The 24,738-nt window shown below is 38.2% G+C and carries 19 protein-coding genes and 1 tRNA gene; 19 read left to right on the top strand and 1 reads right to left on the bottom strand.

Annotation, left to right across the window (positions count from 1 at the left end):
- Positions 1 to 43: 43 nt before the first annotated feature.
- Positions 44 to 475 (bottom strand): hypothetical protein, encoded by a 432-nt coding sequence (locus SOM16_RS14025; RefSeq protein WP_320464617.1) that lies wholly within the window; start codon positions 473 to 475, stop codon positions 44 to 46.
- 169 nt (positions 476 to 644) lie between these two features.
- On the opposite strand from SOM16_RS14025, the gene SOM16_RS14020 reads away from it, so the two are divergent.
- The 19 genes from SOM16_RS14020 to sprA all read left to right on the top strand — a co-directional run bounded on the left by SOM16_RS14020 (position 645) and on the right by sprA (position 24,705).
- Positions 645 to 717, top strand: a tRNA-Thr gene (locus tag SOM16_RS14020).
- A gap of 113 nt (positions 718 to 830) precedes the next feature.
- Positions 831 to 1,997, top strand: coding sequence for an amidohydrolase family protein (locus SOM16_RS14015; RefSeq protein WP_320464616.1), 1,167 nt, complete (start codon positions 831 to 833; stop codon positions 1,995 to 1,997).
- Between the two features lie 44 nt (positions 1,998 to 2,041).
- Positions 2,042 to 2,239 (top strand): DUF2683 family protein, encoded by a 198-nt coding sequence (locus tag SOM16_RS14010; protein ID WP_320464615.1) that lies wholly within the window; start codon positions 2,042 to 2,044, stop codon positions 2,237 to 2,239.
- Positions 2,230 to 2,490, top strand: a complete 261-nt coding sequence (locus SOM16_RS14005; protein WP_320464614.1) for a Txe/YoeB family addiction module toxin — start codon at positions 2,230 to 2,232, stop codon at positions 2,488 to 2,490. Before SOM16_RS14010 ends, SOM16_RS14005 begins: the two co-directional genes overlap by 10 nt.
- A 13-nt stretch (positions 2,491 to 2,503) precedes the next feature.
- On the top strand, positions 2,504 to 3,454 hold the full coding sequence (locus tag SOM16_RS14000; RefSeq protein WP_320464646.1) for an NAD(P)H-dependent flavin oxidoreductase: 951 nt from the start codon (positions 2,504 to 2,506) through the stop codon (positions 3,452 to 3,454).
- 7 nt (positions 3,455 to 3,461) lie between these two features.
- The gene (locus SOM16_RS13995; protein WP_320464613.1) at positions 3,462 to 3,854 is read left to right on the top strand and encodes a hypothetical protein; all 393 of its coding nucleotides are present in this window, start codon (positions 3,462 to 3,464) and stop codon (positions 3,852 to 3,854) included.
- 29 nt (positions 3,855 to 3,883) lie between these two features.
- The gene (locus SOM16_RS13990; protein ID WP_320464612.1) at positions 3,884 to 4,171 is read left to right on the top strand and encodes an acylphosphatase; all 288 of its coding nucleotides are present in this window, start codon (positions 3,884 to 3,886) and stop codon (positions 4,169 to 4,171) included.
- A 140-nt stretch (positions 4,172 to 4,311) separates the two neighbouring features.
- Positions 4,312 to 5,799: an oligosaccharide flippase family protein gene (locus SOM16_RS13985; RefSeq protein WP_320464611.1), complete on the top strand. Its 1,488-nt coding sequence runs from the start codon at positions 4,312 to 4,314 to the stop codon at positions 5,797 to 5,799.
- A gap of 37 nt (positions 5,800 to 5,836) precedes the next feature.
- Positions 5,837 to 6,271 (top strand): dUTP diphosphatase, encoded by a 435-nt coding sequence (dut, locus tag SOM16_RS13980; protein ID WP_320464610.1) that lies wholly within the window; start codon positions 5,837 to 5,839, stop codon positions 6,269 to 6,271.
- A gap of 422 nt (positions 6,272 to 6,693) precedes the next feature.
- The gene (locus tag SOM16_RS13975) at positions 6,694 to 8,385 is read left to right on the top strand and encodes a tetratricopeptide repeat protein (protein ID WP_320464609.1); all 1,692 of its coding nucleotides are present in this window, start codon (positions 6,694 to 6,696) and stop codon (positions 8,383 to 8,385) included.
- Complete coding sequence (locus SOM16_RS13970) at positions 8,363 to 9,154, top strand: DUF4292 domain-containing protein (RefSeq protein WP_320464608.1); 792 nt, start codon at positions 8,363 to 8,365, stop codon at positions 9,152 to 9,154. The genes SOM16_RS13975 and SOM16_RS13970 overlap by 23 nt, the downstream gene beginning before the upstream one ends.
- A gap of 192 nt (positions 9,155 to 9,346) precedes the next feature.
- Positions 9,347 to 10,651 (top strand): murein hydrolase activator EnvC family protein, encoded by a 1,305-nt coding sequence (locus SOM16_RS13965; RefSeq protein WP_320464607.1) that lies wholly within the window; start codon positions 9,347 to 9,349, stop codon positions 10,649 to 10,651.
- A gap of 41 nt (positions 10,652 to 10,692) precedes the next feature.
- Complete coding sequence (locus tag SOM16_RS13960; RefSeq protein WP_320464606.1) at positions 10,693 to 11,049, top strand: twin-arginine translocase TatA/TatE family subunit; 357 nt, start codon at positions 10,693 to 10,695, stop codon at positions 11,047 to 11,049.
- An 11-nt stretch (positions 11,050 to 11,060) separates the two neighbouring features.
- Complete coding sequence (locus tag SOM16_RS13955; protein ID WP_029287719.1) at positions 11,061 to 11,261, top strand: Sec-independent protein translocase subunit TatA/TatB; 201 nt, start codon at positions 11,061 to 11,063, stop codon at positions 11,259 to 11,261.
- Positions 11,262 to 11,279: 18 nt separating this feature from the next.
- A complete protein-coding gene (gene gatA, locus SOM16_RS13950) occupies positions 11,280 to 12,698 on the top strand; it encodes an Asp-tRNA(Asn)/Glu-tRNA(Gln) amidotransferase subunit GatA (RefSeq protein ID WP_320464605.1) in 1,419 nt (472 codons plus the stop codon).
- Between the two features lie 118 nt (positions 12,699 to 12,816).
- Complete coding sequence (locus SOM16_RS13945; protein WP_320464604.1) at positions 12,817 to 14,223, top strand: lytic transglycosylase domain-containing protein; 1,407 nt, start codon at positions 12,817 to 12,819, stop codon at positions 14,221 to 14,223.
- A 379-nt stretch (positions 14,224 to 14,602) separates the two neighbouring features.
- The gene (locus SOM16_RS13940; RefSeq protein ID WP_320464603.1) at positions 14,603 to 16,924 is read left to right on the top strand and encodes an NADP-dependent malic enzyme; all 2,322 of its coding nucleotides are present in this window, start codon (positions 14,603 to 14,605) and stop codon (positions 16,922 to 16,924) included.
- A 5-nt stretch (positions 16,925 to 16,929) separates the two neighbouring features.
- Entirely contained in the window at positions 16,930 to 17,514 is a 585-nt protein-coding gene (ruvA, locus tag SOM16_RS13935) for a Holliday junction branch migration protein RuvA (RefSeq protein WP_320464602.1), read from the top strand.
- A gap of 12 nt (positions 17,515 to 17,526) precedes the next feature.
- Complete coding sequence (gene sprA, locus SOM16_RS13930) at positions 17,527 to 24,705, top strand: cell surface protein SprA (RefSeq protein ID WP_320464601.1); 7,179 nt, start codon at positions 17,527 to 17,529, stop codon at positions 24,703 to 24,705.
- Positions 24,706 to 24,738: the final 33 nt, after the last annotated feature.

The following is a 24,738-nucleotide window of genomic DNA, read 5'->3' as shown; positions in this document are numbered from 1 at the left end:
AACCAAAGGTTACGCTTATTGATTATGCCTCCGGGGCATTTTATTATTGAACTGGTTTACCGTCTTTATCAATTTTCACAGAACCAGTTTCTGCTTCTTTTTTAACATTGATTAAAAAGTATTCTTTAGTACCTTCTTTAACAGACCATGCTTCGGTGGCTTCCCAACCTTTATATGCATCTGATTTTAATGCTGCTGTTACTGGCTCTGGAAGTTCTTCTAATTTAACCGGAGTTTTTACTGCGCTATCTTGAACTGCAACAATTGCAGTGTTTTTAATTGTATTTACTTCACTTGCCTGTACTGCTGAGAACCCTGCGAACGCTAAAAATGTAGCTGATAAAATGAACTTTTTCATAGTATGTAAAATTTGAATTTTAATATGTGTAACAATACTTGCTAATGTTTCATAATGATGCCAAAGCTGGCACGAAATATCAAAGCTTTGTAAATCAGTATTTTGTGTTTGTGCCAAAAAAATGATAGTGGGGAATTATTCCACAAGTTGGGGGATTTGGTAACAGATTGGTATCTAGTTGAGCGTTATTGCGGCCTGAAATGCTGTGCTGAAAGCGGGTGCTAAAAATTTAAAATAAATTTTCTGGAAAAGAATTTTTTTTTCTATCATTGCAGCCCGATTAAAAGCCTCCTTAGCTCAGCTGGTAGAGCAACTGACTTGTAATCAGTAGGTCATTGGTTCGATTCCGATAGGAGGCTCTTTTTAATATACGATTGTAGATTTATGATCATTCTTAAATCACTTCTCCTCTAAAACTTATTGATCGCCAGCAAAATCGTAATTCGGTGCGCTAAAATCTTAAATTTGTTTCATGCTAAAATATTTTTCGGCCGACTGGGTTTTTCCCGTAAGTGTAGCGCCAATTGAAAATGGTGTAGTCTCCGTTAATGAAGCGGGAGAAATTCAAGAAGTTTTAACGCCTGCAGCAGCTCAACAGCGTCAAATAAAGGTTAATAAACATAAAGGTGCAATTGTGCCGGGTTTCATTAATACGCACTGTCATCTGGAATTGTCACATCTTTTCGGCGAGATTCCAGAACGAACTGGCCTGGTAGAATTTGTGCAAACCGTTATCAAAAGCAGATCTGCCGATGCAGATGCAATTCAATCGGCAATGCATAGCGCAGACCAAAGGCTGTTTAATAATGGAATTGTAGCCGTTGGCGATATTTCCAATCAGGTTATTTCAAAAGAAATTAAGCAGCAAAGCAAAATTTATTACCACACGTTTGTAGAAGCATTAAGTTTTAATCCCGATAGGGCCGTGGCAACGATGGATTATGCTATTGAAATTAAAAGCCAGTTTGCGCCGCTGCCTGCAACTGTAGTACCACATGCACCCTATTCGGTATCGCCAGAACTTTTTGCCTTAATTAATACATCGGCAGAAGAGGATGAGGCATTTATTAGTATCCATAACCAGGAAACTACCCATGAAAATGAATTTTTTGAAACTAAGTCTGGCAATTTTTTACAACTCTATCAGTTCTTGGGTCTGAATTTATCATTTTTTAAACCCTCTGGCAAAACAGCTTTACAAACCTGGCTACCTTATATTAAAAAGCAGAAAACATTGCTGGTTCATAATACAGTAACCAGTAAAGCAGATGTAGCCTTTGCAAAACAGCATCATGGAAATTTATATTGGTGCTTATGTCCGCAGGCTAACCTATATATCGAAAATACCCTTCCTGATGTTGACTTATTCATTTCAGAAGATTTGAAAATTACTTTAGGAACGGATAGCTTGGCAAGCAACCACCAACTCAATATTCTGGCTGAAATGAAAACTTTGCAATCGTTAAAGAAGGTAGAATTTGAAAAGCTTTTACAATGGGCAACCATTAATGGTGCTGAGTTTCTTGGATTGGAAGATCAATTTGGAACGATTGAAGTAGGTAAATCGCCTGGATTAAACCTGATTCAATTATCGAAAGATTTTGAAATTGAAAGTGATCGGGTGATTAAATTGGCGTGATGTTGCACTTTGTTCAATGATAAGTTTTGTTTAATTTTGATAGTATGGGAACATTGATTGTACATCCTGAAAATAAAGAGCAACTTTCAGCACTTAAAGCGTTTATGAAAGCGTTAAATATTTCTTTTGAAGAAGCAAAACAACCATATCATACTGATTTCACTGAAAAGATGAAGATTAGTAAGAAGCAGGCTAGAGAGGGACAGACCGTCAAAGTTAGCCTGGATGATATATGGAAATAGAATTTACACTTATTGCTATGCAAGATTTAAATTATTTTAAAAAATCTGGCAATAAAACAATTCTTAAAAAGATTAGAGCGCTTTTGGAGAACATTCAAGAAAGTCCTTATGTTGGAATAGGCAAGCCAGAAGCGCTTAAATATGAACAATCCGGCAATTGGTCCAGAAGGATAAGTCAAGAGCATAGGTTAATCTATGAGGTTCAATCAGAATTTATTATTGTTCATTCTTTAAGGGGGCATTATCGTTAATAGTAATCATTTGATGAATCCAATCTGCAAACTCCTTCACATCAAATACCCCATTATACAGGCAGGCATGGTTTGGTGTAGCGGATGGAGATTAGCATCGGCAGTTTCTAATGCTGGTGGTTTAGGGGTTATTGGGGCAGGCTCGATGTATCCTGAAACCTTGCTTGATCATATTCAAAAGTGTCGAAAGGCTACAAGCAAACCCTTTGCAGTGAACATCCCGCTCTTGTACCCAAACGTTCAGGAAATTATCGAACTCATTATTCAGGAGGAAGTTAAAATCGTTTTTACATCTGCAGGGAATCCGGCAACCTGGACAGCCATTTTAAAAGAAAAAGGCATCATCGTTGTACACGTAGTTGCCAATACGAAATTTGCATTGAAAGCACAGGAAGCAGGAGTAGACGCAATTGTTGCGGAGGGTTTTGAGGCGGGCGGACATAATGGTAGAGAGGAAACTACCACCTTGTGTTTAATTCCTATGATTAAAGAAGTTGTGCAGATTCCTGTCATTGCAGCAGGAGGGATAGCCAGCGGAAAATCAATGCTTGCTGCTTTTGCACTTGGTGCTGATGCCGTTCAAATCGGTTCGGCTTTTGCCATTGCCGAAGAATCTTCAGCCCATCAGGCATTTAAAAATAAAATCATTTCATCATCTGAGGGCGATACCAGGCTGGCGATGAAAAAACTCGTACCGGTGAGGTTGTTGAAAAATGAGTTCGCTGATGCGATTGCAAAAGCAGAGGCCGAAGGTGCCGACCGAAATCTTTTGCTTGAGTTATTAGGCAAAGCAAGGGCTAAGCTTGGGATGTTTGAAGGTGATATGGAAAATGGAGAGCTCGAAATCGGTCAGGTTTCAGCAATGCTCAATGAGGTAAAACCAGCAAAACAAATTCTTGAAGAAATCTGGCAGGAGTTTATTGAGGGGGTAAAACATTTATCAAGCCTAAATTTTCCAGTTTAAAGAAGATATGAATACAAAATACTTAATGGTTGCAAGCGGCATTTTGTTCGCCTTAACTGTGCTAGTCTGTTCGTTTGTCCCAGAGGAAATTTTAAAGTTCCTGCATCTCGAAAGCCAAAGCCTCTTCACTTTAATTATTCAACTACTGGGTGCGCTTTACCTGGGTTTTGCTATTTTAAACTGGACAGCCAAATCGAACTTAATCGGTGGTATTTACAGTAAACCTGTTTCGCTCGGAAATTTTTTGCATTTCTTGGCGGGAGGATTGGCATTGGCTAAGTATTATTCAAAACACACCACAGATACAGTATTGATTGCTCCAATAGTTATATATTTGATATTTGCCATTGCTTTTGGACTGGTTTTTTCTGGCAGGCACGAGTTTAAAAAACCAGTATAACATCACACAAAAAAATTAACTTTGCTGCCATGACGAAACACATCGATATCAAAGTAACAGGCAAGGTGCAAGGCGTATTCTTCAGGGCGAGTACAAAAGCAGTAGCCGACCAAATGGGCATCCGCGGCTTCGTTAAGAACGAAAAAGATGGTTCTGTTTACATTGAGGCAGAAGCAGAACAATTTATTTTAGATGCTTTTATAGACTGGTGCAAAGAAGGGCCAGAGAAATCGGTTGTAGAAAATGTAGAGATCAGTGATGGCGGACTTAAAGATTTCCGAAATTTTGAAGTCGTAAAAAAGAATTTGCTCTGGTAAAATTAAGTTAAGATTTTAGATTGACGAATTGCGATTTAAAACCTGAAATCATATTATTGTTTATAATTAAATCGATTTTAATTTTTAGAAGCTGAATGGCTATTCAATCTAAAATCTAAAATCCTTAAATCTAAAATTACTTGTCTGTATATAAAAAGTTTCTTGGGCAAACAATGGTTTATGGGATCAGCACCATAGCTTCGAGGTTATTAAACTTTATCTTAACGCCAATATTTACCAGGAGTTACGGGGCTGCGGCGTTAGGTGTTTTTACTAAAATGTATGCCTATGCTTCCATGACTAATGCTGTTCTGGCGTTTGGAATGGAAACCACCTTTTTTCGTTATTTAAATAAGTATGAAGATAGAAAGGCCCAGGTTTATAATAATTCGTTTTTAATTGTAGCTTTTATTTCTACACTGTTTTTAATCACCGGACTTGTTTTTACAGAGTCGATTACCAAATGGCTGCTGAATAATAACATGTCGCACTACCAGGATCAAAAAAGGTATGTGCAATATTTTTTGTGGCTACTATTTTCTGATGCCATTTGTGTGATTCCGTTTGCCAGGATCAGAGCTGATGGAAAACCATTTCGTTATAGCATTATCAAATTTGTAAACATTCTAAGTTATGTATTGCTGAGTTTGTTTTTCATTTACGGCATCCCATTAATTATAAAACACGATTTGCCTGGTCGCGAATTTTTTCAGGGCTGGTTTCGGGATAAATGGGTGGGATACGTTTTCATTTCAAACCTGATTGCGAGTGCAATTACATTCTTATTGTTAGTGCCCGAGTTTTTAAAAGTGCAATTCAAGTTTGATTCTGCATTATTCAAAAACATGCTGTCTTACAGCTGGCCTGTACTTATTGCAAACTTATCTTTTATCATTAACGAAAATTTAGATAAAATTTTATTGGATCGCTACACCACCGAAGCCCAGGTTGGGATTTATGGTGCGGTTTGTAAGCTGGCCATCTTCCTTAGTATTTTTAATATGGCTTTCAGATTAGGTGCTGAACCATTTTTCTTTAGCTACGCGAAAAATGAAAATGCAAAAGTTACTTACGCTAAAATATTGGAATATTTTGTCATTGCCCTTTCTATTCTTTTTGTGGCTTTAACAGCTAACATCGAAATCCTAAAATATTTTATCAGCAGAGATAAAGCGCATCTGGCCGAATACTGGGTAGGATTACCAGCCGTTCCGTATCTGTTGGTGGGTTATGTATGTTTAGGAATTTATATGAATCTTTCCATTTGGTACAGGTTATCCGACCAAACGCGTTTCGGCCTGTATATATCATTAATTGGCGCAGTTATTACCATCGTTTTTAATATGATCCTGATTCCGAAATATAGTTATATGGGGTCGGCATGGGTATCAATGGCCACTTATGGCACCATGATGATTATCTCCTATATTTTAGGACAAAAATATTATCCAATTCCTTATAATCTTAAAAAGATTCTGGCTTACTTAATTGTGTCTACTATTATCGTATTTTCATCATTCTTTATCTTTAATAAAAACATCTATATCGGCAATGCCATGCTCATTGCATTTATTGGCGGTATTGCTTATTTTGAAAAAGAAGATTTAAGAAGAATGTTAAAACGATAAAAATTTTATTTACAAAAAACCGCTCTTTTCTATCAAAATGAATATCAACATCATCAATAAATCTGAACATCCACTTCCTCAATACGAAACCGATCATGCTGCGGGGATGGATTTGAGGGCATCACTTGTAGAAGAAATTACGCTTAAACCATTGCAGCGCCAACTCATCCCAACGGGTTTATTTATTGAATTACCTATTGGCTTTGAGGCGCAGATTAGACCGAGAAGTGGCCTTGCTTTTAAACATGGCATCAGCATTGTAAATTCGCCTGGTACTATCGATGCAGATTATCGTGGCGAAATTAAAGTGTTATTGGTAAATTTATCAGATACGGATTTTAAGATTGTTAACGGAGACCGTATTGCACAAATGGTAGTGGCTAAACATGAAACGGTGCAGTGGCAAGCTGTTGAGGTGCTTAATGAAACACTACGTGGAGAAGGCGGCTACGGCCATACGGGGAAAAGTTGAGTTTTGAATTCGCGAAGGAGAGAATTTAGAATGAAAGATTTATTGAGGGATAGATTTTGAATTTAGCATGAAAGATTTAGTGAGGGTTAGAATTTTAAATTTAGAAATGAAAGATTTAGTGAGGGATAGAATTTTGAATTTAGAATGAAAAATTTAGTGATGGATAGAATTTTGAATTTAGCATGAAAGATTTAGTGAGGGATAGAATTTTGAATTTAGCATGAAAGATTTAGTGAGGGATAGATTTTGAATTTAGCATGAAAGATTTAGTGAGGGATAGAATTTTGAATTTAGAATGAAAGATTTAGTGAGGGATAGAATTTTGAATCTAGAATGAAAGATTTATTGAGGGATAGAATTTTGAATTAATGAGTGAAAGAAATGAGACCATCATCTATTCATTCTATCATTCCATTTAATATATGATAAAAAGGCACATTTTTTTTGCATTGTTGGTTATCGGCGGAAAAACTTTTGCCCAGGCTCCTGTTGTTTCCGCTGCCCAGGATAGTAATATGGTAAAAAAGTTGTTTTTTGCTGGCTTGCGAGACAAAATGACCGATAACTATGCGCTGGCGTTGACCAATTTTAACAAAGTTGTGAGTTTGGAGCCAAATAATGATGCTGCGCTATTTGAAATGGCCAACGCGAATTTGCGGTTAGATCGTTTATCAGAAGCAGAATTAAATATTAAGCAGGCGATAAGCATAAAGCCTAATAATCCCTGGTATCAGCGACTGCTGGCAGAGATCTATAAGCGCACCAACAAAATGCCAGAATTGATCGAGGTGTTTAATCAATTAATTAAGATAGATCCAGAAAATGATGCTTACTATTTTGATAAGGCAAATGCACAGTTTTTATCCAATCAAACCGATGCTTCGAAAAAAACTTATGATGAAATTCTAGCCAAATTTGGCGAATCTAATGAATTGCTTACCGCAAAGAAACGCTTTCAGCCAAATTCGGGTGCATCAGAAAGTGATATCGTAAAACTGTTAGAGGGTAACCAGGCTGATATTAAAAACTACCTTTATGCTGCTGGTTTATTGTTGCAGAAAGGCAATGATACAGAAGCGCTGAAAGTTCTTTTGAAAGCGCAACAACTGGCTCCAGATAATTTCGAAATAAACCTGGGGCTTGCAGATCTTTATGGCAAGCAGAAAAATGAAGAAAAAGCATTTGCCTCGTTAAAGCTTGCTTTCGAAAATACAGCAATGCCTTTGAATGAAAAAGTGAAAATTATTGCGTCTTTATTTTCAAAGTTGAGTGAGCCGGTAGTTGCCGAAAATGTTACGGAATTAAGTAAGCTTTTAGCTGAAAAAAACCCAACAGATGCGAAGGCATTGGCACTTTATGGTGATGTTTTATACCAGCAGAATAAGTTAAAAGAGGCCTTAGTTCAGTATCAGGCGGCGTTGAAGCTCAACGATCAGGTATATATGGTTTGGGAGCAAATTATTAATATTCAAACGTTATTAGGTCACTACGATGAGGCTGTAAAAATGGGTGATGAGGCACTAACTATTTATCCCAATCAAGCCAGTCTTTATTACTATTCGGCTTATGCCCTATTTAAAACAAGTAAGCTGGATCTGGCACAAAGTAATTTAAAAGCAGCATTGCAATTAGATGTTGATAATAAAAGTTTACAGGCGCAGGTTTTTGCTTTGCAGGGCGATATCTACGTTAATCAAAACAACTTTGCATTGGCAAAAACAGCCTTCGAAAAAGCAATTGCAATGGAGCCTGATAATTATTTCATTATGAATAATTATGCTTATTATCTGGCCTTAAAAAATGATGACCTGGTTAAAGCAGCAAAATATTCTGAAACAGCGGCCAATGCCATGCCGAATAGTTCATCCATTACAGACACTTATGCCTATATTTTATTTAAGCAGCAAAAATATGATCTGGCCAAGGTTTGGATAGAAAAAGCACTGCAAAACAATACCAATAAAAACGGTGTTTATTTGGAGCATTATGGAGATATCCTTTTTATGAAGGGAGATAAGGAAGCCGCGCTTATACAGTGGCAAAAGGCAAAAGCTGCAGGAAACGGATCTGAAGTATTAAACAAAAAAATTAATGAGAAGAAGTATTTTAAATAGTTTGCTAATTGCAGGAACAGTAATTTCTATATCTGCCTGTAAGGCTAAAAAAGCAATCGTTGTTGCACCACCTGTTACTACAGAAGTGAAGACAGATAACACCAAGGCAGAAGCTTTAGCTTTATTAAATAGTAAACAACTAAAGTTTAATACCCTTTCATTAAAAGCGAAGGCCACCTTAGATATTGCTGGTAACTCGAATGATGTGACCATGAACTTCAGAATAAAAGACAAGGAAATTATTTGGGTAAGTATTACCGCACTGGGTGGTGCATATGAACCTGCCAGAGCCATCATAACACCAGATAGTATCAAGGTAATGAACAGGTCAAAAAGTGAATATTTGAGCAAGCCGTTTAGTTATATCTATAATTTTACCAATAAGCAGGTTAACTTTAATACGCTGCAAGCAATGTTAACCGGTAACGCAATGGGTGAGTTTTTAACACCAGCATCTAACTTAAAGCAAGAGAATGGTGTTTGGATGGTAACAGGAAGCAAAGAAAGCCTTGATTATAGGTTGTTATTTAATACGCTTTTAAAGGTGGAAGAAACGAACCTGAATGATTCAAAATCTGGTCAGGCATTGAAGGTAACGTATTCAGATTATCAGGATTTAAATGAGTCATTATTTCCTAGTACGCTTAAAATCAACACCCTATCGGGAATGAAAAAAATAAATATTGATTTAAAATTTGTGAAAATTGATGGTAATGTGCCATTGGAATTTCCATTTAAAGTTCCTAATAGTTACAAGTTAGTGCAGTAAATTTCTCAATACTCGCTTAATAGCTATCCGGCAGTCATTAAATATTTGGGTTAAATTTTTGCCCGCTTATTTGATGACTGTTTTTTTATGGCTATAAATTTTCTGATGAAGACGGGGTGAAGATTATTTGTAAAGCCTTTTGTATCTAAATTTTAATGTCGTTTCCTATAAAATTTTTATACTTTTGGATTAATGAAGCTACAGAAAATCATATTTATCCTGTTTTTAAGCGTATTTGCCTATTCGGCTACTGCACAAACCGAAAGTCAATTAAGAAGGAAAAAAGAAGCTATCCAGCGTGAAATTGAACAGCTTCAAAAGAATTTGAATAAAACTGCTAACGGTAAAAAGTTAACACTGCAGCAGATTAATGCGATCAATGCACAGATTCGCCTGCGTCAGGATAAAATTGGAACCATAAACTCTGAAATAAAAAACCTGGATAATCAAATCTCCCAGAACACAAATACCGTACATACATTGCAAGGTCAGTTAGGAGATCTTAAAAAGGAATATGCCGGAATGATTCGTTTTGCGCAGCGAAACAGAAATGCTTATGAGAAGATGATGTTTATTTTTGCGGCAAGAGATTTCAATCAGGCTTATAAAAGGATAAAATATTTGCAACAATTTAGTCAATACCGCAAAAAACAAGCAGGTTATATCGAAAATACCCAGCAGGATTTAAATGGAAAGATTAAGGTATTGGATAAAACACTGAGAGAGAAAAGTGATCTTTTGAAAGAACAGGAACGGGAGCGTGAGCGGTTAGGAAAAGATAAGAATCAGCAGGCTGTTGCCTTAAATCAGTTAACAAAGCAAGAACGTCAGTTCAAGCAGGATATCAATTCAAAGAAAAAAGAACAGGCGCAAATTAACCGGGCAATTGCTGCAGCCATTCAAAGGGCCATTGAAGAAGCGAGAAGGAAAGCAGCAGAAGAAGCACGTTTAGCAGCAGCAAAACGAGCAGCAGAAGAAAGAGCTGCTGCGGCAAAAGCAAAGGCAGAAAATAAACCTGCCCCAACTACAAGTACTGCACCTGCTGCACGGGAGAAAAGTACTTCAGAGTTGCTAACTGCTACACCTGAAGCGGCCAGACTCTCTGCAGGATTTGAAAATAATAGGGGTAGATTGCCATGGCCGGTAGCAACCGGAACAATAACAGAGCGGTTTGGTTTACATAAAGTAGATCAGGCATCGTACACAAATGATGGGGTAGACATTACCACGGCAGATGGCGCCGCAGTAAGAGCGGTATTTGCAGGTAAAGTGGTAATGGTGCAAAACATTATGGGTAGAACTGCAGTGGTAATTAATCATGGAGAGTACTTCACTGTTTATCAGAATTTGAGAGGCGTGAGCGTAAGCGTAGGTAATTCTGTTGATACCAAGCAAACGATTGGTGCGGTAGCCAGCACGGGTGATGATGCCATACTTAAGTTTCAGATAAGAAGAGGTCAGGGGGCCTTAAATCCGGAAGCCTGGATTAGTAAGTAGAAAGTTTTAAAATGTTTATATTTGTATAAAATAGATTAGTGATGTATCAAGGAACGTTATTAGAGTTTTTAAATATGGGTGGGTCTGAGATCGTACTTATATTAGTGGTAGTTCTTTTGTTGTTCGGGGGTAAAAAATTACCTGAACTGGCAAGAGGGTTAGGAAAGGGAATCAGAGAATTTAAAGATGCATCTGATGGTGTAAAACGTGAAATTCATAGAAACATCAACGCCATGGATTTAGATAAAGAAGAAGCTGAAGAAAAAGTGGCAAATAATCAATCCCATCAACCCGCAGCAGAAACTGCTCCTGTAGATGAGAAAGTGCCAACAACAGACAATCATCCATCGAGCACTCCAATAGATGAAAAAATTGTAACTGACAGTCAAAAAGTTTAAACAAAAAAGTTATGTTAAATACAACAATAGCAGCAATGCTTGGAACACCAGAAATTATCATTATTGCGGTAGTGGTATTGTTATTATTTGGTGGTAAAAAAATTCCTGAACTGATGCGTGGTTTAGGTAAAGGTGTTAAAGAATTTAAAGATGGTAAGGATGGAGTTGATGGAGAACAAGTTGATCCCTCAAACCGTGATAAGACTGTTTAATTGTTATAATTTTAAGTTTTGAAGAAATACAGCGCTCTAAAAGAGATCCAGGCACTCATTTCGCAAAAGCAACTTACTTTACCCGATTTATTGGCTTATTATTTTAAGCAAATTTCAGCTAATGAACACCTCAATGCATTTAATGAGGTGTTTTTTTATTCGGCAGAAGTGCAGGCGAAAGCAGTACAACAGAGAATAGAGCAAGGCACCGCAGGTAAACTTGCCGGGATGGTGATTGGCATTAAAGATAATATTTGTTATCAGGATCACAAGGTTACTGCATCTTCAAAAATGCTCGATGGCTTTGTTTCGCCCTACTCATCTACCGTTGTTCAGCGGTTATTGGAGGAGGATGCCGTAATTATCGGCCGCTTAAATTGCGATGAGTTTGCCATGGGCGGCTCTAATGAAACTTCCTACTTCGGGCCAGCCAAAAATGCTGCAAATCCGGAATTGGTACCCGGTGGCTCTTCTGGCGGTTCTGCTGTAGCTGTTCAGGCCGATCTGTGTCTTGCTGCCCTTGGTACCGATACCGGCGGGTCTGTGAGACAGCCAGCTGCCTTCTGTGGTCAGATTGGTTTAAAGCCAACTTATGGACGGATTTCGAGGTACGGTGTGATTGCTTATGCTTCCTCATTTGATCAGGTTGGACCGATCACATCTTCTGTTGAAGATGCAGCGCTTTTACTTCAGGTGTTAGCTGGCGCTGATGACCATGATTCTACCGTATCTCCATTAGCGGTACCAGATTATCCGGCGCAGTTAAATGAAGAGAAAAAACTGAACATCGCTGTTCTTAAAGAAACCATAGAAAGTGATGCGCTTGATCCGGAGATCAAGGCTGCAATATTAAAATCTATTGCCGATCTTAAAGAAAAAGGCCATAATGTAGCGTATGTTTCCTTCGATCTTTTAGATTACCTTGTGCCTGCCTATTACATTTTAACCACTGCAGAAGCCTCCTCAAATTTATCCCGTTATGATGGAGTGCATTACGGGCACCGGAACACGGAAGCAAAATCACTAACTGAACTTTATAAGCGCTCCCGTGCGGAAGGATTTGGTGAGGAAGTGAAGAAGCGGATTCTGTTAGGAACTTTTGTTTTGAGCGCAGGTTATTACGATGCCTATTATCAAAAAGCACAACAGGTGCGTAGGCTAATCAGAGAAAAGATGGATCATCTTTTTGAAGATTACGATTTAATTTTATCTCCTGTGGCACCGACAACGGCCTTTAAAATAGGCGATAATGTGCAGGATGCATTGGTAATGTACCTTGCAGATATTTTTACTGTTTTACCATCATTGAGTGGAAATCCGGCAATTGCCTTACCTTTAGGCAATAATACAGCTGGCTTGCCGTTAAGTATTCAATTTACAGCCAAACATTTTGAGGAAGGTAAGCTCCTTGCTTTTTCTCAGGCATTTTTAAAATAAGCATATTTTTTTAAATATGCCCAGCGTTTTTTGTGTTTTTCTGGCTAAATCGGGAAAACACACCAATTGAAATTTAGTAGGATAACTGAAAAATAACGCTGGATAAACCAAATTGCCCATGATAAAAAAATTACTTTTTACCAGTGTATGTGCCCTTATAGGATTCGTATCTGTTACTTCTGCCCAGCAGAAGGTAAAGATTGATAGTCTTCCGAAAATTCAAGATAATATTTTCATCAATACAGACCCGGTTTTAGTTCCGCTTATCTATGAAAACCCCTTGTTGATGGGACAAAATTATATCTACAAGCTGCGTTTAGATTCCATCGCCAAAACCGTTCCGCTTCCCTATAACGAATACGTTCAGCAGTATATTGATATTTACGCTAAGCGAAAAGATTTATTTGGCAAAATGATGGGCTTATCCAATTATTATTTTCCAATTTTTGATAAGGCATTAAAAGATTTCGATATTCCACAGGAAATTAAATACCTCACCATTGTTGAATCACAAATGAATCCACATGCGATTTCGAGAGTTGGAGCAACAGGGATTTGGCAGTTTATGTTTGGGACCGGGAAAGCCTATGGTTTAAAAATGGATAATTTTGTAGATGAGCGAAAAGATCCTATCCAGGCCAGTTACGCCGCAGCACAGTATTTTAGAGATGCTTATGAAGAGTTGGGTGATTGGTTACTGGCTATTGCAGCCTATAATTGTGGTAAAGGTGCTGTAGCGCGGGCGATGATTAAGGCAGATTCCCGTGATTTTTGGGAAATCAGACAATTTTTGCCTAAAGAAACGAGGAATTACGTGCCTGCATTTATAGCTGCAGTATATGTAATGAATTATTCAAATAAACACCAGATTTCACCTCAGGCTTGTAGCCTATTCTTAAAGACAGATACCGTTCAAACCAATAAGTTTGTTTCCTTGTCTGAACTGGCCAAAGCCTTAAATGTTGATGAAACCGCTCTTTTTGCGCTTAATCCGTCATATAAAAAACAGATCGTAAATGGTACTGATGAAGATCCTAAACGGATTGTGATGCCAAAACTTAGGGATATCGACTATGCCGGAGTTTATGAGGTGCTAAATAACACTGAATTGGAGACTAATATGCGCGTTATCCAGGCGAGTACAGATGATGTAAGAGACCTGAGGAAAGCCAAGGCTGCCCGAACCGTTTCTGCCAGATCTGTAGTTGTACACAAAGTTACCTCCGGGCAATCGCTCACAACAGTCGCTACTAAATATGGTGTTGAGGTGCAAGATTTGAGGGTGTGGAATGGATTGAAAAGCAAAACCATTGTGCCGGGGCAAAACTTAAAAATCTTCGCTAAAAACGTAAGTCGTTTAAAAGCACCGGTTTCCTTTCTGAATTATACGGTTAAATCTGGAGACACCTTATCGGAAATTGCAGAGAAGTTTAATGGTGCTACTGTTCAGAGTATTAAGCGTGATAATAAGTTATCTAAAGCAGGCTTACACGCCGGGATGATTTTGAAAATTAGCAAAGGATAATAAGTAAAAATTTTAACCACTTATTACAACGGATTAATCATCCAGCCCCTCTTCTTCTAAAAATTAGATATATTGTCTAGGTAAGAATTAGGGCAATATTTTTCATAAAATCTGTTAAAATAAACTTACCGCTAATCACAAGATAATTTAAGCATTTAGACTTTCTAATATAACCAGCCATTCATTAAAATTGAACAAAATAAACAGGGTTTAAATTTCCATATTCTTGAAATCATAGCGAGCAATTTTTCGGCTATTAAACTGTTTACGAGCGAAGTGATAACTATCCTGCAGATTTCGCACGACTTATTTTGCTTACATAATGTTTTCTGCCTGACAAAAGAATCGTACCTTTGCGCCGTCACTAATAAGTTACTTAATGAGTAATATCAATAGAAAGCAAGATGCGCTCGATTACCACTCGCAAGGGCGGCCAGGAAAAATACAGGTAGTACCTACAAAACCAACTACTTCACAACGTGATTTAACTATGGCTTACTCGCCAGGTGTAGCAGAACCTTGTTTAAAAATAGCAGAGAATACAGATGATGTTTACAAGTACACCGCAAAAGGGAATCTTGTTGCTGTAATTAGTAATGGAACCGCCGTTTTAGGTTTGGGAAACATTGGTCCAGAGGCCAGCAAGCCCGTAATGGAAGGTAAAGGTTTATTGTTTAAGATCTTTGCCGATATCGACGTATTCGATTTAGAACTAGATACCAAAAACATAGACGATTTTGTAAAAATTGTTAAAGCTTTGGAGCCAACTTTTGGAGGGGTTAACCTCGAAGATATTAAGGCACCGGAGTGTTTTGAGATAGAAACCCGCTTAAAACAGGAAATGAATATTCCTGTAATGCACGATGATCAACATGGTACGGCTATTATTTCTGGGGCAGCATTATTAAATGCCTGCGAAATTCAGAAAAAGAAAATCGACAAGATTAAAGTGGTAGTGAGCGGGGCAGGTGCAGCGGCAGTTTCGTGCTCAAAAATGTACCTTTCGCTTGGCGTAAAAAAAGAAAATCTGGTGATGTTTGACATCAATGGATTAATCAATACAGAACGAACTGACCTGGATGATATGCGCATGTATTTCGCCACCAGTAGAAAAGATATTGGTACCATAGGAGAAGCCATGAAAGGTGCAGATGTTTTTATCGGTCTTTCTGCAGGAAACGTAATCCAGCCAGAGATGTTGGTTGGAATGGCAAAAAATCCGATTGTGTTTGCCATGGCTAATCCTAATCCGGAGATTGCTTATGAATTGGCCATCAAAACCCGGAAGGATTTAATTATGGCAACTGGTCGGTCTGATTATCCAAATCAGGTGAATAACGTGTTGGGTTTCCCTTACATTTTCCGGGGTGCTTTAGATGTTCGTGCAACCACGATTAATGAAGCCATGAAAATTGCAGCTGTAAAAGCAATTGCAGAGTTGGCGAAAAGATCAGTTCCCGAGGCGGTTAATTTAGCTTATAATGCCCGTAATCTTAAATTTGGAAGGGATTATATCATTCCTAAACCGGTAGATTTCAGGCTAATTACAGAGGTTTCTATTGCGGTGGCAAAAGCTGCAATAGAAAGTGGAGTTGCACGTAAAACAATTACCGATTGGGATGCGTATTCTGAAGAGTTAAGAAAACGTTTAGGTTTGGACGATGCCATTATGCGTTCCATTACTACAAAAGCTAAAACAGATCCTAAACGTGTAGTGTTTGCAGAGGCTGATAATTATAAAATTTTAAAGGCTGCTCAAATTGTTAAGGATGAAAATATTGCGATTCCTATTTTATTAGGAAACAGGGAAAAAATCCAGGCGATTATTGATGAGCATGCACTTGAACTGGATGGCGTGGAAATCATTGATCAGATGCAAAATCCAGCCAAAACAAAACAGTATGCAGCAGCACTTTACAAAAAAAGACAACGTAAAGGAGTATCTATAAATGATGCAACGAAGTTATTGAGAGATCGGAACTATTATGGTGCCTCAATGGTGGAGTTCGGTGAAGCAGATGCCATGATTTCTGGTTTAACAAAAAATTATGGCGATACCATTAAACCGGCCTTGCAGGTAATTGGTGTAGAGCCAGGCGTTAAACGTGTGGCTGGGATGTACATGATGATGACCAAGAAAGGCCCGGTGTTTTTTGGTGATACCACTGTAAATGTAGATCCCACGGCTGAGGAATTGGTTGACATCACTTTGCTGTTAGATAAATCAGTGAAGCAGTTTAATATTAAGCCCCGGATTGCCTTGTTATCTTATTCTAACTTCGGCTCTAATGATGGTATAACGCCAAATAAGGTGAGAGAAACAGTAAGAATCCTCCATAAAAACCATCCGGAAGTTATCGTTGATGGTGAGATGCAAGGTAACTTTGCTATTAATAATGAACTTTTAAAAGATAACTTTCCGTTCAGTACACTGGCAGATGAGCCTGCAAATACGCTGGTTTTTCCTAACTTAGAATCAGGAAATATAGCCTATAAACTGTTACAGGAGCTAGGAGGAGCAGAAGCTGTGGGGCCAATTTTGTTAGGTTTGAATAAGCCTGTTCATATTGTTCAGTTAGGAAGTTCGGTGAGAGAGATCGTAAATATGGTTACTATTGCAGTAGTAGATGTTCAGGCAAAAGAAGAAATTGCGGAAACATCAAAACGAAAAGGTATATTTACAAAAACAACTAAGAAGTAATACCCATGTACGCCTATATTGATGGTAAATTAACATACAAAAACCCAGCGTTTGTTGTGGTTGAAGCTGGTGGTATAGGCTATCATATAAACATTTCATTAAATACCTACAGCGCTTTAGCTGACGCAGAAAGGTGTAAACTCTACACTTGGCTTTACGTAAGGGAAGACGCACATACATTATACGGGTTCGCTGATGAAGGCGAACGCCGTTTATTTTTACATCTGATATCTGTATCTGGGATAGGACCAAATACAGGTAGAATGATTCTATCCTCGATCACACCTGAGGAAATTCAAACAGCAATTGTTAAAGCTGATTTGCCACTAATCCAGCGGATAAAAGGCTTAGGTGCAAAAACTGCACAGCGTTTGGTTTTGGAGTTGCAAGACAAATTAAAAAAAGAAGGAGTAGATTCATTAATTTCTATGCCTCAGCACAATACGGTTAAAGATGAAGCCTTATCGGCATTGGTAATGCTCGGCTTTGCCAAACAAACAGCAGAAAAAACAATCGACCAAATATTAAAAGTTACAGAAGGAACGCTCTCTGTAGAGCAACTAATTAAACAAGCTTTAAAAAAACTATAGATCTTAACGCCTTTGAAGAGAATATCTACACTCCTATTTCTCATCCCCCTTTTCTTGATTGCTCCCAAAAACGCCTTCTCACAAGTAGTTCAGAGCAAAGCAGATACTGCTTTGTCTAAAAACAACTTCGGTTTAAAAGAAAAAGAGCGCTTGGGTATCAGTTCTTTACGAAGTCCGTTTTATCCGCTACCCAATAATGTGAGGAAGGTGGTGGAGTATGACGCGAAAAATAAACGATACATTGTAAAGGAATTAATCGGCGATAAATATGTTACACAAACCCAATATTTAAGTATTGATGAATATTCGCGATTGGTAAATAGCGAGATAAAAAGAGGTAACTGGCGTAGTATTTCAAATGCAGAAGTTGGCGATTATAGAAGCACTGGGATTATTCCAAAAATTCAAATCAACAGCAAAGCATTCGAGAAACTTTTTGGTGGAACAACCATCGATATTCAACCACGCGGAGAGGCAGAGCTTACCTTTTTAGGACGTAGAAATAAAAACGAAAATCCTTTATTTAATGAGCGGCAGCGGGTGCAAACCAATTTCGACTTCAATCAAAGAATCCAGATGGATTTGGTGGGTAATATTGGTACAAAGCTTAAAATTAAAAGTAACTATAATACCGAAGCACAGTTTGATTTTGAAAACCAGATTAAATTAGATTATACAGGTGGTGCTGATGACATTATCAAAAAAATAGAGGCTGGTAATGTAAGTTTGCCCCTGAATACGAGTTTAATTACAGGTACGCAGGCATTGTTTGGGATTAAGACCCAATTGCAATTCGGAAAACTGAATGTAACCAGTGTTTATACCCAACAGAAATCAGAGTCGCGGGAACTTCGCATTACGAATGGTGCACAGCAAAATGAATTTTCTGTTTCTGCCGATAATTACGAAGCCAATAAACACTATTTCCTGGCCCAGTACTTCCGAAATAACTATAATAAGCATTTAGCCAATGCTCCGATCATCACCTCACCTATTCAGATTACGAAGATCGAGGTATGGATTACCAATAAAGCCGGAAATACCACAGATTCGAGAGATATTTTAGGCTTCCTTAACTTAGGCGAAAACCAGCCCTTTAATCCGGGCGCAATAGCTGGCGGTGGCTCAGCACTTCCCGCAGGTACAACTGCAACAGGATTTCCTCAACAGTCAAATAATTTATTGTCTAGTTTACCAGCCGATGCCAGGTTTACAAACTCCAATTCTATTATACCGTTCTTTCAAGCCAATGGTGGTACAGATCAGTATGCTAAACTTACTTATGCAAGAAAATTAACAGAACGGGAATTTACTTTTCAGCCTCAATTGGGCTATATTTCCCTGAACAATCCACTCAATGCCGATGAGGTTTTAGCAGTAGCCTATCGCTATACTTATAACGGAGTTGAATACCAGGTGGGTGAATTCTCTACAGACATATCTTTTGACGCCGTAAATCCAAAAGTACTTTATGCGAAACTATTAAAAAATGAAACAATCAAAATCAACCTTCCAACATGGGATTTGATGATGAAAAACATTTATTCAATAGGCGGTTATCAGATTAGTCCACTAAATTTTAAACTGGATGTCTTTAGGATTGACAATGAGACTGGTGTTGAAAAACCGATCATGACGGAGGGACAAAATACAGCCAACAGACAGTGGATTTCCTTAATTGAATTTGACAGGCTGAACCAGCAAAATGAAAAAAAGCCAGACGGAATCTTTGATTTTGTAGCCTCAAACAATGCTTTTGGATCATACTTTTCAAATAGTTCTACCGCAAACAATACCTTTGGATCCAACTTATCATTGAGTGGATTAGCCTCCTTAATTAACAATACCAATACCGGATACATCACTATTGATCCTGCAAACGGACGGATTATATTTCCTATTCTAGAGCCATTTGGTCAGGATCTGGCCAGTAAATTTGCACCTGGCGAACAGGCATTAATTGATAAATATACTTTTACAGCACTTTATGATTCAACCCAGCTGATTGCGAAGCAATTATTTCAGAATAAAAACAGGTATGTCATTAAAGGACATTACCAATCAGAAATATCCTCTGAATTCAGCTTAAATGCAATTAATGTTCCGGAAGGATCTGTTAAAGTTTTTGCAGGAACAATGCCATTGCAAGAAGGTGTCGATTTTACGGTAGATTATCAGGGCGGCAGGGTCAGCATTATCAATCAAGCACTGCTTACTTCTGGTCAGCCGATTCGAATTACTACGGAAAATAATGAACTTTTTGGTTTGCAACAAAGATCATTGTTCGGAACCCGTTTAGATTACCGCTTAAATAATAAGCTTAATCTGGGTGGTACGTTTATGAACTTAACCGAGAAACCCCTCACTCAAAAAGTGAACCTTGGCGAAGAACCCATATCAAATACCATTTGGGGTGCCGATGTTAATTATAGTTCTTCTTCCAGATTTTTAACTAAGTTGGTTGATAAACTTCCATTCATCTCTACTAAGGCACCTTCTAGTGTGAATTTTTATGGTGAGTTTGCACAGTTAGTTCCGGGCCACCCTAGGGCATTAAATTTTGCGGGAAGTAAAAATGGCGTGAGTTACCTGGATGATTTCGAAGCATCAAGATCAGTGATTGATTTGAAAAGTGCCATTTCCTGGCAATTATCTGGTACGCCACAAGATTTTGCCGAATCGCAATTGGTAGACGATTTAACCTATGGTTACAACCGGGCTCGGATTGCGTATTATAATATCGATCCAACTTTTTATAATTCTAATGCTACTACTACGCCGGCTAACATCAGGAACAATAGAAATGAACTTTCTAATCATTATGTACGGCAGGTAATTGAACAGGAGGTTTTTCCGTTTAAAGAAACTGCAACCGGGCAGGCGCTAAATATTACCACTTTGGATGTGGCCTATTACCCTACTGTTCGTGGGCCATATAACTATTCTACCACTGGTTTTTCTGCTGATGGAAGGTTAACTAATCCAAGACAGCGATGGGGTGGTTTCCAACGTAAAATTGAAACGAATGATTTTGAAGCATTGAATGTTGGTTTCATCGAATTTTGGGTGTTAGATCCTTTCATTTATAACAGGAACTCTCAGGGTGGTGATATTTATTTTAATTTGGGTAATATTTCTGAAGATATTTTAAAAGATGGCAGGAAATCGCTCGAAAACGGATTGCCGGCAACTGATGATCCATCTAAGTATGAAGAAACAGCCTGGGGCAGGGTTCCAAGATTGCAACCCGTAATTCAGGCTTTTGATAACGATCCGGATGCGAGAAGGGCTCAGGATGTTGGTTTGGATGGCTTATCAGATGCAAACGAAAAGCAGAAATTTTCCGCCGCTATTAATCAAATCAAATCACAGTTAAATGCCACTGCTGCCGCGGAGATTGATGCCGATCCATCATCGGATAATTATTCTTATTTCAGAGGTCCGGCACTGGATCAAATTAATGCCGGGATTTTAAAACGTTATGAAAAGTATAATGGACCAGAGGGAAATTCCAAAACAGCTCAGCAATCACAAGCAGAGTTGGGGATAGAAAATTCTGCATCCACCTCTCTTCCTGATGGTGAAGATATTAATCGCGATAATAACATGACGCAAAGCGATGAGTATTATCAATATAAGGTAACCATGAAACCGGGGATGGATGTTGGTCAGACACAATTTATTACTGATAAAGTAACTTCACAAGTGAGATTGGCAAACGGCAATACACAAGCCGTAACCTGGTATCAGTTCCGGATTCCAATATCACAGTATGAAAAGAGAGTAGGTAACATTCAGGATTTTAAATCGATTCGTTTCTTCAGAATGTTTATGACGAATTTTGCAGATACGGCCATTATGCGTTTTGCAAAACTGCAATTAATCAGAGGAGAATGGCGGGAGTTTAATACTAAAAATACAGCAGATCAGGTAATTGTAGAGCCAGCATTGCCTGCACTAACGCCAGATAATTCAACCATTCAGGTTTCAACTGTAAACATCGAAGAAAATGGAAAAAGAAGTCCGATCCCTTATGTAACACCTCCTGGAATTCTTCGTGAACGCGATTTTAGCAATTACCGGGGAGATACACGTTTGAATGAGCAGTCGCTGTCTGTTACCGTAAAAAATCTTCGTGATGGATATGGAAGAGCTGCATTTAAAACGGCTTACAGTGATTTCCGATCTTACAAGCATTTAGAAATGTTTGTTCATGCAGAAGCCATTAATAATCAACTTTTGAATGACCGCGACCTGAGTGCATTTTTAAGAATTGGCACAGATAATCTGGAAAATTATTACGAATACTTAATGCCTTTAAAGATTACCACGCCAGGTACCAGTGATCCTGATGCCATATGGCCAGAGGCCAATAGAATGGACATTAACCTCACCTTGTTCCAAAACGCAAAATTAGCCCGTAATGTAGCAAAACAAGCTAATGGACAGCCTTGGCCAATTAATGTACCATTCACCTTTACAGATGGCGAACGTACCATTATTGTGAAAGGGCAGCCAGATATGAGTAAGGTAAGGGTGTATATGCTTGGTGTAAAAAATCCTTTGCGAAATAACCTTTCTGAAAGCGACGATGGTACAGATAAGGATGTGTTGGTGTGGTTTAACGAACTTAGGTTGACAGAATTTGATGAAAGAGGAGGCTGGGCTGCTACTGCAAGGTTAAATTTAAAATTAGCAGATTTTGCTGATGTGAACATCTCCGGCAGTAAATCGACTATTGGTTTTGGTTCGATTGATTCTAAAGTGAGTGAGCGTAACCGTGCCGATAATGTTTTGCTAGATGTTTCCTCTGCTGTGGAGTTGGGTAAATTCTTACCACAAAAATCAGGTGTAAAAATTCCGATGTTTGTGAACTACTCAAAGCAGGTTTCTACGCCACAATACAACCCAAAAACACCCGATATCGAACTAAAAAACGCGTTGGACCGATCAACCAAGGAAGAAAAAGACTCAATATTAAATTTCGCTCAGGATTATACCGTACGCAGGGGAATTAACTTTACCAACGTACGGAAAGAGAGAACAAATAATAGTAAACCCGTTCGGCTTTGGGACATTGAGAATTTTGCGGCCAGTTATGCTTTTACGCAATACGACCACAGGGATTTTATTAATCAGAGTAGCATTCAAAATACGTATAGGGCCTCCTTACAATATAGTTATGCAAAAGAGGCTAAAACTTATGCGCCTTTCGAAAAGGTTATAAAGTCTAATATGCTAGCGATATTGAAAGATTTTAATTTTAGTATTTTTCCTAGTGCTATTAATTTCCGAATTGACGTAGATCGCCTGTATTCTGAAAATACGTTGAGAAATAACGATCCGAATAATTCAATTCCAATATTTCAGAACGGGTTCGGAACAACTTTCAACAAGAACTTCAGGATGAGTAGGATTTACGGAATCGCCTGGAACTTAACGCGGTCATTACAATTAGATTTTAACGCGACTAATTACTCCATTATTGACGAACCAGATGGGCGGATCGATGGAATGAAACGTGACACGGTTTGGCAAAACCTGAAAAAATTAGGCCGTACAACAGATTATAATCATAACCTGAATGTAACCTATACTTTGCCGATTGATAAAATTCCGGGACTAAACTGGGTAACGGTAAAAACCAGGTACGGAACAAACTTTAACTGGCAAACAGAACCTTTATCAACACTTTTAGATCCAAATATTAACTTAGGAAACACGGTTCAAAACAGTAGGAATATTCAGGTTAACCCAACCTTAAACCTGGCCACTTTATATAATAAATTTGGCTTCATTAGAAATTCAGGCAATAGCGAGGAAACGGGAGATAAGCTTAAGAACTTCTTTGTCAATTTATTAACCAGTGTTAAAAATGTGAGTGCAAATTATGTGCAAACGAAAGGGATTTTCTTGCCAGGTTATTTACCTACAACCAAATATTTTGGAATAGATAATGTAACTGGTGCACCTGGTTTAGGCTTTGCTTTCGGAAGTCAGCGGGATATCAGGGATATGGCACTAAATAATGGTTGGTTAACCACAGATACTTTGCAAACCCAATTGTATGTGAATACGCTTCGGGAAGACTTACAGTTTACCGGGCAGATAGAACCTTTCCGCGATTTAAGAATTACCATCAGGGCCAACAAATCTCAAACCCGAAACTTCTCATCAAATTACAGGTATGTAGCCAGCGTAGCTTCATTTGAAAACCTAAGTGCAATTACCACTGGCGATTATAGCATTTCATATATTGCCTTGGGTACCGCATTTAAGGAGAAAAATTCTAATGTGATTTCTTCTTTATTCAATCAGTTTATGGCCAACCGGATTATTATTTCCAGAAGGCTAGGTTCACAAAATCCAAACTCAGCCGGAGTAGCTGCTGGTTATTCAGATGGTTATGGTAAAGAAAGTCAGGATGTGATTATTTCTGCTTTTATGGCTGCCTATTCAGGTAAAGATCCAGGTAAAATGAGTATGAATTCGTTTCCAAGAATTCCGCTTCCAAACTGGACTTTAACGTATAATGGTTTAACTAAGATTGCGTTCATTGCAGATCGTTTTTCTTCTATCGATATCAGGCATGGTTATCGGTCTGCCTATAATATTAATGGTTTTAACTCTTTGTTGAGGTACCAGGAAAGCAATGGTTTCTCTGTAAACCGCGATGCAAATAATAACTTCCTGCCAGAGTTCCAGTTTGCACAGGTAACCGTGTCAGAATATTTCTCGCCTTTAGTTGGTGTAGATACTCGATTTAAAAATAACCTGAGTGCTACCTTTGAACTCAACAGATCACGCTTGCTGGGTTTAAGTTTAGCCAATAGTCAGCTTGCTCAGTTATCAGAAAACAATGTGGTATTAGGAATGGGATACAGAACCAACAAGTTCCGTTTTCCTTTCGGCTGGTTTAAAAGCTTGAAAATGGATAACAATATGGATTTCAAACTGGATGTTGCCATTCGTGATAATAAAACGGTTATTTACAGAGCCGACATAGAGGAAGCTGAAATTTCATCCGGCGCAAAGAACATCACTTTAAGACCTAGTGTGGATTATGTATTGAATCAAAAGTTTAATGTGAAGCTATTCTACGATTCCAATATCACCAAGCCTTATACTTCACAAACGTTCAATACATCCTTCAGTAATTTTGGTTTTAGCTTAAGGTTTACGTTGAATTAAGGTTTCCGTGATGGAATTACAATTAGCACTTTA

Origin of the sequence: Pedobacter sp. CFBP9032, assembly GCF_034045265.1 — a bacterium.
Lineage (GTDB): Bacteria > Bacteroidota > Bacteroidia > Sphingobacteriales > Sphingobacteriaceae > Pedobacter.
The sequence above is the reverse complement of the archived record's forward strand: the minus strand, read 5'-3'. Positions and strand labels throughout refer to the sequence as shown.